Raw genomic sequence first — 13,868 nt, forward strand, 5'->3', positions numbered from 1 at the left:
GGCGGCGACCGCCCGCGCCGCCCGGCCCACCGTCGGAGCCAAGGAGGAGGCCGAGGCGTTGCTCACCGCGACCGGAGACGACGCCCCGAGCAACGCACTGGTGCGCGCCACGCTGCTGGGCATCGACCTGCCGGGCCAGGAGCACCTGCTCACCGGTCCGTGTGAGCGGTACCTCGACAACGTGACCGCACTGTGGAAGGCCCGGTCGGGCGACCTCGCCAAGACCGTCGCCGCAGGGCTCTTCCCTGCGTGGTCCGTGGACGCCGACACCGTGGCCCGGTTCGAGGCCGTGATCGCGGATACCTCCCAGCCGGCAGGCCTGCGCCGGATCCTCGCCGAGCAGACCGCGGACCTGACCCGCGCTCTCGAGGCCCGCGCCGTGGACGCTGCAGCCGCGGACTGAGCTGACAAGCGGCCCCGCGCCGCAGGGCGTCGACCCTGTTCGCGTGGACCCAGTCCGCCCGCGAGAGTTCACCGCCAGTCGACCCGTCATCCCACGGTGTGGGCCGGATGAATCGAGAACTCGCCGGTTCGGTGAGGGTTGACTCGAACGCACTCGTGCGTGATGATTCCGTCAACCCTGACGTTCGAGGCAGATCGGTGCCGACGGGGGCCTTTGGTGTCTTTTGACGCGAGAGGAGGGCCGGGAACCGTTCGCGACCCGTGCACGCGCGGCATCCGTGACTCCGTGACGCCGCCACGCGTGAGGCCATAGGGTCCGCACATGCCCGAGAGCACATCCACGAAGTGAGGACGTCGAATGTTCCACAAGGTTCTGGTGGCCAATCGCGGTGAGATCGCGATCCGCGCCTTTCGGGCATCGTACGAGCTGGGCGCGAAAACGGTCGCGGTGTTCCCGCACGAGGACCGCAACTCCCCGCACCGACTGAAGGCCGATGAGTCGTATCAGATCGGGGAGCCCGGCCATCCGGTGCGGGCGTACTTGTCGATCGAGGAAATCATCGCGGTGGCGCAGCGATCCGGCGCGGATGCGATCTATCCGGGATACGGATTCTTGTCGGAGAACCCGGATCTCGCGTCGGCGTGCGCGTCGGCGGGAATCGCGTTCGTCGGCCCGCCTGCGTCGGTCCTGGAGTTGGCAGGAAACAAGGCGCGTGCAGTGGCGGCGGCGCGCGAGGCGGGCCTGCCGGCCCTCGCCTCGTCCGCGCCCTCAGCAGATCCCGACGAGCTCGTCGCGGCAGCACAGGACATGACATTCCCCGTGTTCGTCAAGGCGGTGGCCGGTGGCGGCGGTCGAGGGATGCGTCGGGTGGCAGCGGTCGAGGAGTTGGCGGACGCGATCAGCGCGGCATCGCGGGAGGCGGAGTCGGCGTTCGGCGACCCGACGATGTTCCTCGAGCAAGCAGTGATCAACCCGCGACACATCGAAGTGCAGATCCTGGCCGACACCAGGGGCGAGGTCATCCACCTGTTCGAGCGCGACTGCAGTCTGCAGCGCCGCCACCAGAAGGTGATCGAGCTTGCTCCGGCGCCGAACCTCTCGCAGGAGATGCGCGAGAGGATATGCGCCGACGCGGTCGCGTTCGCCCACCACATCGGCTACTCGGGGGCCGGCACGGTCGAATTTCTGGTGGACGAGAGTGGACAGCACAGGTTCGTCGAGATGAATCCGCGCATCCAGGTCGAGCACACCGTGACCGAGGAGATCACCGATGTCGATCTGGTGCAGTCGCAGTTGCGGATCGCATCGGGCGAGTCACTGAACGACCTCGGGCTCGCTCAGGACCAGCTGACGATCCGCGGCGCGGCGCTCCAGTGCCGGATCACCACCGAGGATCCGACCAACGGCTTCCGACCGGACACTGGGCGGATCGCCGCCTACCGCGCCCCGGGCGGGGCGGGTGTGCGGTTGGACGGCGGTGTGGCCCTCGGTGCCGAAGTGTCCGCACACTTCGACTCGATGCTGGTGAAGCTGACGTGTCGCGGGCGGGATTTCGAGACCGCGTTCGCACGGGCGCGCCGGGCGATCGCCGAATTCCGTATCCGGGGAGTGGCCACGAACGTCCCGTTCCTGCAGGCGGTGCTCGACGACCCGGACTTACAGGCGGGTCGGGCCACGACCTCGTTCATCGAGGACCGTCCGGGGTTACTGACCGCGCGGCCGTCGGCCGATCGCGGAACGAGGATCCTGAACTACCTCGCGGACGTGACGGTCAATCGGCCGCACGGAGAGCGTCCCACCCCGGTGTATCCGGGAGACAAGCTTCCCGGTCTGGATCCCTCATCACTGACCAACCCCCCGGCGGGGTCGCGGCAACGGCTTCTCGCGTTGGGGCCCCAGGGGTTCGCGGCCGATCTACGGTCACGCCCGCAGCTCGGGGTCACGGACACCACCTTCCGCGACGCACACCAGTCGTTGCTGGCCACCCGCGTCCGGACGTCGGGCCTCCTGGCGGTCGCCCCGCATGTGGCCGCCCTGACACCGGAATTGTTGTCAGTGGAGTGCTGGGGAGGCGCCACCTATGACGTGGCGTTGAGGTTCCTCAAGGAAGATCCCTGGGATCGGCTGGCGCAATTGCGTTCGGCGATCCCGAACATCTGCCTGCAGATGTTGTTGCGGGGCGCGAACACCGTGGGCTACACCCCGTATCCGACGGCCGTGACCTCGGCGTTCGTGGCCGAGGCCACTGATGTGGGTATCGACATCTTCCGGATCTTCGACGCCTTGAACAACATCGACGCGATGCGTCCGGCGATCGATGCCGTGCACGAGACCGGGACTGCGGTCGCCGAGGTCGCGATGTCCTACACCGGCGATTTGGCGAACCCGTCGGAGAACCTCTACACGCTCGACTACTACCTCCGCCTGGCCGAGCAGATCGTCGAGGCCGGCGCCCACGTGCTCGCAATCAAGGACATGGCCGGCCTGTTGCGTGCGCCCGCAGCGACGAAGCTCGTCACAGCGTTGCGGTCTGAGTTCGATCTGCCCATCCATGTCCACACCCACGACACCCCCGGAGGCCAGCTCGCGACCTACCTCGCCGCGTGGGAAGCGGGCGCGGACGCGGTTGACGGCGCAAGTGCCGCCATGGCGGGAACCACTTCACAGCCGGCGTTGTCGGCGATCGTGGCCGCCACCGCCCACACCGACCGCGATACCGGTCTGGACCTCGGCGCAGTGTGCGATCTGGAGCCGTACTGGGAGGCGCTGCGCAAGGTCTACGCGCCTTTCGAGTCCGGACTGCCCGCTCCCACCGGACGTGTGTACACGCACGAGATCCCCGGCGGCCAACTGTCCAACCTTCGCCAGCAGGCCGTGGCCCTCGGACTCGGCGATCGCTTCGAAGCCGTCGAGCAGGCCTACGCGGAAGCCGACCGCATGCTGGGCCGGTTGATCAAGGTCACCCCGTCGTCGAAGGTCGTCGGCGACCTCGCCCTCGCCCTGGTCGGACGCGAGATCTCCGCGGCCGACTTCGCCGCAGACCCCACGTCCTACGACATCCCTGAGTCGGTGATCGGATTTCTGCGCGGCGAGCTCGGAGCCCCCGCCGGCGGCTGGCCGGAGCCGCTGCGCAGTACCGCACTCCAGGGGCGGCCGGCGGCGCCGGAGGTCACACCGATCTCCGATGCCGACTCCGCCGCGCTGCAGACGGCCGGTCGCACCCGGCAGGAGACGCTTAACAGGCTGCTGTTCCCCGGCCCGACCGCGGAGTTCGAGCAGCATCGTGAACAGTACGGGGACACTTCCCAGCTCTCGACCAACCAGTTCTTCTACGGCCTGCGCTACGGCGAGGAACACCGCATCGAACTCGAACCCGGCGTCGAACTCCTCATCGGTCTCGAGGCCATCAGCGAACCGGACGACCGCGGGATGCGCACCGTGATGTGCATCATCAACGGACAGCTGCGGCCGGTTCCGGTCCGCGACCGCGCAGTCGGCGTCGAGGTACCCGCCGCGGAGAAGGCCGACCCCGGTAACCCCCTCCACATCCCCGCGCCGTTCTCCGGTGTGGTCACCGTCGCCGTCGGGGTCGGCGACGAGATCGAACCCGGCGGCACCGTCGCCACCATCGAAGCCATGAAGATGGAGGCCGCGATCACGAGCCCCGGAGGCGGCACTGTCGACCGCATCGCCATCAACCCAGTCGGGCAGGTGGAAGCCGGCGATCTGATAGTCGTGCTGAGCTGACCTCCCCGCAACTGCACTGATGGTCGCTGCGGACGCCCCCGCCGAAGGGCGATCCGCTGCTCACCCCGGTCAGCCCACCCACGGCGCCATCGGATTTCGCGTGTGCTCTCCGGCACCACTTGACCTCCACATACATATAAGTGATGATTTCGTCAGCAATGACGGAATCTGGCCGCGCTGGGCACATGCCAGGGCGACTCGCGACACCAGGACGGGCCGATGACGCTTCGACACTCCCCACTCCGGACCGCTACCCATCGTGGGGCGCCGGTGGTCGACGTCGATCTGTACGGCGACGAGGTGGTCGACAGACCGCAGGAGGTATTTCGACGAATCCGGGACGCGGGCCCTGTCGTGTGGCTTCCGCGTCACCGGATGTTCGCGATCGGCCGGTTCGACGACGTGCGGCAGGCCCTGCGCGACGACGCGACCTTCCGCAGCGGCAAAGGCGTGGGCGCCAATCCGGTCGCCAACACCCTCGGGCACTACACGACGCTCGCGAGTGACGACGCCACGCACATGACCCGCCGGATGATCCTCATGCAGTCGTTGACCTCCCGGGCGATACGCCCGTCGCTGCCCACACTGGAGCAGGAGGCCGCGGACACCGTCGACCGGCTGTTGGCGCAGGAACACTTCGATGGCATCTCCGACTTCGCGACCCGCCTGCCGGTACAGGCAGTCGCCGAACTGGTCGGCGTGAAGGTGACCCCGGAGCAGATGCTGAACTGGGGCCAGTCGACGTTCGACGGGCTCGGCAACGCGAATCGCCGGGCGCGGCAGTCCGTGCGCGGATCGCTCGGACTGTTCCTCTACACGTTGGCGGTCGGCCGCCGCAATGTGACGCCCGGCGGATGGGCATCGACGGTCCTCGATGCCGCTGACCGGGGAGAGATCGGGCGGGTCGAGGCGAAGAACATGATCATCGACTTTGTCGCACCCAGTCTCGACACCACGATCCTGTCGACCGGCCAACTGCTCTGGAGCCTGGGAACCACCCCCGGGCTCTGGGAACGGCTGCGCCGGGACCCGGACCTGATCCCGACCGCGGTGGTGGAAGCGGTGCGGATGGCGTCACCGGTCAGGTCGTTCACCCGATCAGTCGCCGCGCATACCGAGTTCGGTGGGATCCAGCTGCGCCCGAAGGACCGTGTCGCGGTGGTCTTCGCCGCCGCGAACAGCGACGAGCGGCACTTCCACCACCCCGAGAGATTCTCGCTGGAGTGGCGCGGAAGCAACGTCGGATGGGGGCACGGCGTGCACACCTGCGTCGGCATGCAACTGGCGAAGCTGGAGATGCAGACGCTGCTGCACGCGATGGTCCCGCGTGTCTCTTCCATCAGCGTCAGTGATCCGGAACTGCTGCGCAACAACTGCCTTCAGGGCTTCGAGTCCTTCCGGGCCTCGTTCCGCTGAGTGAACGCCGTCCGCCACAGGCGGACGGTTCGTGACGATCCAAGGAGGATGACCGGTGGCCCATGTCATCACGCGGCCGTGCTGCAACGACGCGAGCTGCGTCACGGTATGTCCGGTGAACTGTATTCATCCGACACCCGGGTCGCCCGAGTTCGCCCGGGCCGAGATGCTGCACATCGACCCGGCCGCCTGCATCGACTGCGGGGCGTGTGTGGACGAGTGTCCCGTCGACGCCATCGTTCCGGACGACCTGCTGTCGCCGGACTCGGCCTTCCCGGAGATGAATGCCGACTACTTCCGGGGACGCGAGATCGTCGGCTCCTGGACGCCGCCCCGTCCGGCATCCGACACCGGTCCGGGTCCGTTCCGGGTGGCGGTCATCGGTGCAGGGCCTGCCGCCTTCTACACATCGGGGGAACTGCTGCGGCACCGCGGCGTCATGGTCGACATGTTCGACCGCCTCCCCACCCCCTATGGTCTGGTGCGCGCGGGTGTCGCCCCGGATCACGCGGCCACCAAAGGCGTCGAGCGGACGTTCGCCGCGACCGCGTCTCGCGACGAGTTCCGGTACTTCCTCAACGTCGAGGTGGGAGTCGACGTCACCCTCGACGAACTCCGCGCCAGGTACCACGCGGTGATCGTCGCAACCGGCGCCGCCGCTGATCGCGCTCTGGCCATCCCCGGCGAGGACCTGCCCGGATCGCTCGCCGCCACGGATTTTGTGGCCTGGTACAACGGCCACCCCGACCATGCCGACGACGACATCGACCTCAGCGGCGAGTCTGTCGTGATCGTGGGCAACGGCAACGTGGCCCTGGATGCGGCTCGGATCCTCGTGACAGATCCCGATGAACTGGCGCGCACCGACATCGCCGATCACGCGCTGCGGGCCCTTCGACAGTCGCAGGTGCGGCAGGTGAGCATCCTGGGCAGACGCGGCCCGGCTCACGCGGCTTACACCAATTCCGAGTTCGACGCCTTCGCCTCCCTCTCCGGCGTGGACGTCGTCGTGGACCCGGCTGACCTCGTTCTCGACTCGCAAACCCATAGGGAGGAACAGGCGGGCACGCTAGACCCGACCACGGCCACCAAGCTGCGCCTGGCCCGCCGCTACGCCGCCCACACACCAACGGGCGCAGGACGCACGGTCGCGTTCCGCTATCTGTCCTCCCCCACCGCCATCCTCGGCGACGACAACCGCGTGTCAGGGGTGCGGGTCACGCGCATGGCGTACAGCGCCGACGAGACCGGGCGCGTCGGCGCCACGGGCCCGAAGACGACCGTGCCCGCGTCCGCGGTGATCCGGTCGATCGGATATCGCGCGAACCCGTTCTCCGGGCTACCGTTCGACTCCGGCGCCACCGTCATCCCCAACGACGGCGGTCGCGTGACCGACAACGGATCCCCGATTGTCGGCGTCTACGTCGCAGGGTGGATCAAGCGCGGCGCGCGAGGCGGGATCGGCGCCAACAGGCAATGCGGTCTGCAGACCGCTGAGGCCATCATCGCCGATTGGACTCAGGGTCGGCTGTCGCCTCCCGCGATCGGTGAGGACGACATCGACGCCCTGATCGCCGAGCGTCGGGGCATCAGGATCGACGCAGCCGGGTGGGCCGCGATCGACGACCACGAACGGGCGGCCGGGCGCAGCGACGGCCGCCGCCGACGCAAGCTGGTGTCGATCGACGAGATGGTGCAGGTCGCGACCACCGCGACATGACCCACCTCTTCACGCCACACCCGGGATATCCGGCGCGATCAGCCCCAGGCCGGCAGCGGAAGAGCGATGAGCGCCGCGGCCTCGTCCTCACTGACGCCCAGTGCGCGCAGGACGTGGGCGGTGACGGCGTCGGTCGTGGCCGCGTCGTCACGTCCGGGTTGATCGTGCAGCAGCAACGCCAGCGTCAGCGCGGCTCCGGAGACGACGGTCAGGGCCACGTCGATGTCGGCGGCGACGAACCGCCGGGCGGCGACCGCCGCCTCGATATCGCGACGCGCGCGGGGCAGCAACCCCGCGTCGGCCGTGGAGAGTATCGACAAACCGTGGTTGACCACGACTCTGCTCAATTCGGGGTACCTGCGGTGCAGACGACCGGTCAGGCGGAAACTCTGCGTGAACATGTGCGCCGGATCGCTCATCCCCTCGGTGAAGGCGTCCAGCAGTTCACCGTGGTCCTCGACGACGGACATCACCGCGGCCTCGAACAACTCCTCTTTCGTGGCGAAGTGGTTGTAGAACGAGCCGTTGCCGACGTCGGCCATCGTGGTGATGTCGAGGACCGACACCGCGGTCCTCCCCTGCGCCATCAACTGCTGGGCGGCACCGATGAGGGACCGCCGGGTCTGGGCTTTGCGTCTCTGAGCCCGCGTGAGAGCGCCCGGATCAGCCTGGGCCATCGCATTCTCCTTCCACGATGGGTCACATGGTCCCATACGCACCCGTGACGAATTCGTCAACAGACTTGACTGACGCGTGCGGCGTATATGACGATATCGTCAACCGATACGACGGGAGTCGAGATGACGGTCAACCATGACGTGCACGAGGGCCTGCACGCCGATCAGGGCGCCCTGCCCGGGGAACACCCCGGGCGCCGACCGAATCCGGTCGTGAAGGTCCACGACATCGCCTGGTTGGAGTTCGACAAACCCGATCTCGTGCGCACCGCCGCGTTCGCCGTGGACTTCGGGTTCACTCCCACCTTCCAGACACCCGATGAGCTGCATCTGCGGGGCGCCCTCGCGGGGCCGCCGTGTGTCATCGTCCGTCGAGCAGCGCGGACCGCGTTCACAGGGGCGGCCTTCCACGCTGCTGACGCCGCCGACGTCCACACACTGGCCTCCGAATGGGGACGGCCCGTGGAGCCTCTCGGCGACGCCCTCGGAGGGTGTGCGGTCACCACCCGGGATCCCAGCGGGTGCCGCGTGCGGGTGGTCTCGGGAGTCACCGAATGGCCGGCGCTGCCCCTGCAGAGCGTCCGCAACCCGTTCAACTTCGAACGCGACCGCACTCGAGTCAACCGCACTCAGCGGCCCCCGCGCGCTCCGGCCGTCGTCGAGCGCCTCGGCCATGTCGTGCTGTCCTCGACGCGCTACCTGTCGTCGCTCAACTGGTACCTGCACAACCTCGGAATGATCGTGAGTGACTTCCTCTACTACCCCGGCCAGCGCGATCGCGGACCCGTGATGAGCTTCATCCGGTGTGACCGCGGCGGAGAGGTCGCCGACCACCACACCCTGGCCCTGACGCTCGGCCCCGCCGACCGATACGTCCACTCCGCCTACCAGGTCTGCGATCTGGACGCCCTGGCCGCGGGGAGCGAGTACCTCCTCGACCGGGGATACGACCACTCGTGGGGGTTGGGGCGCCACATCCAGGGCAGCCAGCTCTTCGACTACTGGCGCGATCCGGACGGGTTCCTGGTCGAACACTTCACCGACGGCGACCACTTCGACAGCACGGTCGACGCCGGCTGGGCCCCGATGACGGCGTCAGGCCTCAATCAATGGGGCCCGCCGGCGACCGCGGACTTCCTCGGTATCAAGCCGGGCCGCGCCGCGCTGCGCGAGTTCACCTCCATCCTCTCGTCGTTGCGCGAGTCCGACAACGAATTCGATGTCCACCGCCTCCTCGGCCTGATGAAAGTAGCCCGCTCATGAGCCTGTCCGTCCTCCGTACCGCCGACGCGTGGTGGGTGCTGGTGCCCGCCGGCGCCCGTCGCATCGACACGCGCGCGGCCACCACCGCCGAACTGATCGCGGATCGTCAGGCGGTCGTCCTGGCCACGACCGACGACGGCGAGGTCGTCGACCCGGCGAGTCTGGAACTACAGTCTCCGGTGACAGCACCGTGTCGAGTGATCGCGCAGATGACGAACTACGTCTCGCATGTCCGCGATTCCGGAATGAACCCCGACAAGGTCCCGCTGACGTTCTTCCGTAAGGCCTCGGGATCGATCGTCGGGCCGAACGACGACATCATCAAGCCCGCGCACGTGCAGCTGTTGGACTACGAGGTCGAGATCGGTCTGGTCTTCGGCCGTAGCCTGCCCGTCGGAACCACCGTCGACGAGGCGACCCTCGCCGACGCCGTGGCCGGCCTCGTGATCACCAACGACGTGTCAGCCCGCGACGTGCAGCTGCCCAAGACCCAGTTCTACGAGGCGAAGTCCTACCCGAGCTTCACCCCGGTCGGTCCCGTCCTGGTGTTGCTGGAGCCCGGAGAGTGGGAGAAGTTCTCCACGCTCACCCTGCAGCTGCGGGTGAACGGCGTGACGCGTCAGAACAGCACCGTCGCCGACATGATCTACAGCCCCCTGCAGGCCGTACAGACCCTGAACAGGTTCCAGCGCGTCGACGCCGGGGACCTGCTTCTGACCGGCACCCCCGGAGGGACCGCACTCACCGCACCCGCGAAACCCATCGAGATGATCGGGGCACTGCTCCCGCCGCACCTGAAGTGGAAGGCGTTCTTCAAGCGCCAGGCCGGAAACCCGAAGTACCTCCGGGACGGCGACATCGTGGAGACGTCGATAGGCGCGGGCGACGGCACGCTCGACCTCGGCGTACAGCGGAACGTGGTGCGCTACGCATGACCGCCCCTGCCTCATCGGCGTCGTTGTGGCCGGCCTACGACACCCCCGACGACGTCACGCTGATCGAACAGACACCACTCGACGAGCGCGGCTTGCCCTCCTCGACGTACGCGGTTCTCACCCGCGCGGCCGAGCAGTGGCCTGACCGCACCGCATTGCGCGTCATGCCCGATGCGACCCGGTGGCAGCAGACCACCGACCGCACGTACGGGCAGTTGCTCGACGCCGTCGACCGACACGCCGCCGTTCTCCGCGCTGCGGGCGTCGGCGGTCAGGACGCGGTCACCCTGCTGGCGCCGAACTGTGTCGAGCTGATCGAGGTGTTCTTCGCGGCACAGCGCTCAGGCATCGCCGCCCCGATCAACCCGGCCATGAGCGCCGACCACGTGGCCGAACTGATCGGCAGATCGGGCTCGAGGGTCCTCGTCGCTGCCGGCCCCGACCTCGACCCCGCGGTGTTCTCGGGGCTCCCGGACATCGTGGCCGCCACCGGGATCGACACGGTGTTCCTCCTGCGCCCCACGGGGGCCGACACCAACCCCGACGTGCCTGACCTGGGCGACGCCGCCGTCGCCTACCTCGACGCGGCCGAGCTCCCCCGCCTCGCCGTCGAGGAGGACCGCGGTCCCGACGAGCTCGCCGCGCTGTTCCACACCGGTGGAACCACCGGTGTGCCCAAGCTGGCCGGTCATACACATCGCAACGAGGTCTCCAACGCGTGGATGATCGCGGCCAACACCGTGCTCGACGAGGACTCTGTCGCCTTTGCCGCTCTGCCGCTGTTTCACGTCAATGCGTTGATCGTCACCGTGCTCGCCCCGACGCTGCGCGGCCAGACCGTCGTGTGGGCAGGACCGCTGGGGTACCGCGATATCGCCCTCTACGGCGTGTTCTGGCAACTGGTGCAAGCGAATCAGATCTCCGCGATGAGCGCCGTCCCTACCGTCTATTCAGTGCTCGCGCAGTGCCCGGTCGACGCCGACATCTCCAGTCTCCGGGCGTGTCTGGTCGGCGCGTCCATGTTGCCGCCCGCGGTGCGTGCGGGGTTCGAGTCGCACACGGGCGTCCCCCTGCTCGAGGGTTACGGGCTCACGGAGGCGACCTGCGCCAGCGTTCGCAGCTTCTTCGACGGTCAGCCTGCCGGTTCGGTCGGGCAACGCCTGCCCTATCAGCAGATCCGCGCCGTCGACGAGCACTGGCAGGAACTCCCCGCCGGTACGGTCGGGCGGCTGGTCGTGTCGGGCCCCACCGTGTTCGCCGGCTACGTCCGCCGCCGCAGCGCGGACGGGTTTGATCTCGATGACGGCGGGTCTGTTCGCGACGGGTGGCTGGATACCGGCGACCTGGGATCAATCGATGAACGCGGCTTCGTGACCCTCACCGGCCGCGCCAAGGACCTCATCATCCGCGGCGGGCACAACATCGATCCCCGCGCGGTCGAGGACGCTCTTCTCGAGCATCCCGATGTCACCGACGCCGGAGTGGTCGGTCGTCCCGACGTGCACGCAGGCGAGGTCCCCGTCGGATACGTCACCGTCCGCGACGGTGCAACGGTGTCCGGCGGTGACCTGCAGTCGTGGGCGACCGAACGGGTGTCCGAGGCTGCGGCCGCCCCTAAAGAGGTCACGATCATCGACTCGCTGCCGGTCACCGATGTGGGCAAGCCCTACAAGCTCGCGTTGCGCGCCCTCGCCACCGAGGCCGCGCTCACCGCGGCACTCACCGACGCCGGGGCACCCACATCGGTGGACGCTCGGATCGTCGACGGTTCGATCGTGGCCGTGGTGCAGCAGGCCGGGAACATCGACACCGCAGCCCGGGTCCTCGACAGCTATGCGATCCACTGGCAGTGGGCGCCGGCCGACGGGCGCACCCCCGCATGACCGATACCCACACCCTCGCCGCGCGTGGTGTCGCACTCGTGCTCACCGCCACCGGCACCGCGAAGGTCCTCGCGCTCTCCCCGATGACGGAACGAGCACGCCACCTGGGATTCTCCGGGCGGGCGTTCCGTGCCGTCGGCGTCTGCGAGCTCGCCGGGGTGACCGGTCTCCTGCTCGGGCGACGCCACCCCCGTGTCGGTGCGGCGGCCGCGGTCGCGGTCTGCTCGTTGATGGGCGGCGCTTGCTGGGCTCACCGGCGTGTCGGTGACAGCTGGACAGCCACTGCCCCCGCCGTCGTCGTCGGCGTCGGCGCCGCGCACTCCGCCAAGCGTGCACTGGAGCTGGCAGGGACCCGATGAGCCCACACTCCGAACCCGTTCTCATCGTCGGCGCCGGGCCGGCGGGTCTGACCGCGGCGGCGCTACTGGCCGACCTCGGGGTTCCGTCGATCCTCCTCGAGCGGTGGGACGCGATCTACCCGCAACCGCGTGCGGTGCACCTGGACGACGAGGTGTACCGGATCATCGCGCGACTCGGACTCGGTCCGAAGTTCGCGGAGATATCCCGCCCTGCCCTCGGCCTGCGCCTGGTCACCTCGTCGTTGCAGGTCATCGCCGAGTTCCCCCGCGACCCGGGCATGGGCCCGAGCGGCTTTCCGGCCGCGTCGATGTTCGATCAGCCCCGACTCGAGGAACTCCTCCGTAGCGCCGTCGCCCACCGCGCGGACCTCGTCACCTTCCGCTCCGGGGTCGAGGTGAGCGGTATCGATCAAGCCGATACGGGAGTCACGGTCTCGGCGATCGACCGCGACACGGGCGAGCCGATCTCGTTCCGGGGAAGCTACCTGCTCGGCTGCGACGGCGCCGGCAGCATCACCCGCTCGGCGATCTCGTCCGAGTGGAGAGATCTGGGGTTCAGCCAGCGGTGGCTCGTCATCGATGTCGAGACGTCGGCCAACCTACGCCAGTGGGACGGCGTGGCACAGGTGTGCGACACCCAGCGAGCGGCCACCTACATGCGCGTCGGCGAGACCCGCTACCGCTGGGAGTTCCAACTACTCGACCACGAGACGGCCGAGGACTATGCCCACATCGATTCGGTTGTGCCCCTGCTGCAGCCATGGCTCACGGGAGTCGACGCGGCAGACCTGAGACTGGTCCGATCGGCCGAGTACACCTTTCGGGCGCGAGTCGCCCAACGCTGGCGTGATCGCCGGGTCTTCCTCCTCGGTGACGCCGCGCATCTGACGCCACCGTTCATCGGCCAGGGGATGGGCGCAGGTCTGCGCGACGCCGCGAACCTCAGCTGGAAGCTCGCCGCCGTCCTCCAGGGGGAGGCGCCGTCATCGACCCTCGATTCCTACGAGCGGGAGCGCATCCCGCACTGCACCGGTCTCATCCGCCTGGCGATGGTGACGGGCGCCGCCATGACCGGCGGGGGCCACGGCGGCGACGTTCTGCGCCGCACCGTCGCGCCCGTGCTCGCAGCCGCTCCGGGTCTGGCGACGAGACTGATCGACAGCACGACCCCCGCGCTCCGGCCGTCCTGCTACGTCAGGCGCGGGGTGGTGGGCTCCGGAATTCCGCGATGGGTGACGGCCCCGAGCGCAGCCAGCCTGGCCGGGCACCTCGCGCCGAACGCCGTGGTGGCCGCCGACGGTCGCCGCCTCGACGACTACACGGCGGGCTTCCGGATCATCGCCGTGGATACACCCACCCCTGAGCAGGATTTCGAGATCAGGCGTCGTGGCGGGGCCACCGTCGTCGTCGCGCTGGACAGCCCTCTCGGACAGTGGTTGCACGCCCACCACGCACGAGCGGCGGA

At 68.6% G+C, this 13,868-nt stretch carries 9 protein-coding genes and 1 pseudogene; 9 read left to right on the forward strand and 1 reads right to left on the reverse strand.

Going from position 1 to position 13,868, the window contains the following annotated elements; all coding sequences use genetic code 11:
• The 4 genes and pseudogenes from G6027_RS10360 to G6027_RS10375 all read left to right on the forward strand — a co-directional run.
• Window positions 1-403: pseudogene (locus G6027_RS10360) on the forward strand (aminopeptidase N); the annotation flags it as partial.
• 357 nt (window positions 404-760) lie between these two features.
• Complete coding sequence (locus tag G6027_RS10365) at window positions 761-4,150, forward strand: pyruvate carboxylase (protein WP_182637106.1); 3,390 nt, start codon at window positions 761-763, stop codon at window positions 4,148-4,150.
• Window positions 4,151-4,369: 219 nt separating this feature from the next.
• Window positions 4,370-5,566, forward strand: a complete 1,197-nt coding sequence (locus G6027_RS10370; protein WP_182637107.1) for a cytochrome P450 — start codon at window positions 4,370-4,372, stop codon at window positions 5,564-5,566.
• A gap of 55 nt (window positions 5,567-5,621) precedes the next feature.
• On the forward strand, window positions 5,622-7,286 hold the full coding sequence (locus G6027_RS10375) for an FAD-dependent oxidoreductase (RefSeq protein ID WP_182637108.1): 1,665 nt from the start codon (window positions 5,622-5,624) through the stop codon (window positions 7,284-7,286).
• A 38-nt stretch (window positions 7,287-7,324) separates the two neighbouring features.
• Here the strand turns inward: G6027_RS10375 and G6027_RS10380 are convergent, their stop codons facing one another.
• A complete protein-coding gene (locus G6027_RS10380; RefSeq protein WP_182637109.1) occupies window positions 7,325-7,963 on the reverse strand; it encodes a TetR/AcrR family transcriptional regulator in 639 nt (212 codons plus the stop codon).
• 123 nt (window positions 7,964-8,086) lie between these two features.
• On the opposite strand from G6027_RS10380, the gene G6027_RS10385 reads away from it, so the two are divergent.
• From G6027_RS10385 to G6027_RS10405, 5 genes are all read left to right on the forward strand, one after another.
• Entirely contained in the window at window positions 8,087-9,226 is a 1,140-nt protein-coding gene (locus G6027_RS10385; RefSeq protein WP_182637110.1) for a VOC family protein, read from the forward strand.
• A complete protein-coding gene (locus tag G6027_RS10390) occupies window positions 9,223-10,161 on the forward strand; it encodes a fumarylacetoacetate hydrolase family protein (protein WP_182637111.1) in 939 nt (312 codons plus the stop codon). Before G6027_RS10385 ends, G6027_RS10390 begins: the two co-directional genes overlap by 4 nt.
• On the forward strand, window positions 10,158-12,044 hold the full coding sequence (locus G6027_RS10395; RefSeq protein ID WP_182637112.1) for an acyl-CoA synthetase: 1,887 nt from the start codon (window positions 10,158-10,160) through the stop codon (window positions 12,042-12,044). Before G6027_RS10390 ends, G6027_RS10395 begins: the two co-directional genes overlap by 4 nt.
• Entirely contained in the window at window positions 12,041-12,403 is a 363-nt protein-coding gene (locus G6027_RS10400) for a DoxX family protein (RefSeq protein WP_182637113.1), read from the forward strand. Before G6027_RS10395 ends, G6027_RS10400 begins: the two co-directional genes overlap by 4 nt.
• A partial coding sequence (locus tag G6027_RS10405; protein WP_241727020.1) for a bifunctional 3-(3-hydroxy-phenyl)propionate/3-hydroxycinnamic acid hydroxylase occupies window positions 12,400-13,868 on the forward strand: 1,469 nt, incomplete at its 3' end. The genes G6027_RS10400 and G6027_RS10405, both read left to right, overlap by 4 nt.

It is taken from the genome of Dietzia sp. SLG310A2-38A2, from assembly GCF_014145095.1.
In the GTDB taxonomy this organism is placed as follows: Bacteria; Actinomycetota; Actinomycetes; order Mycobacteriales; family Mycobacteriaceae; genus Dietzia.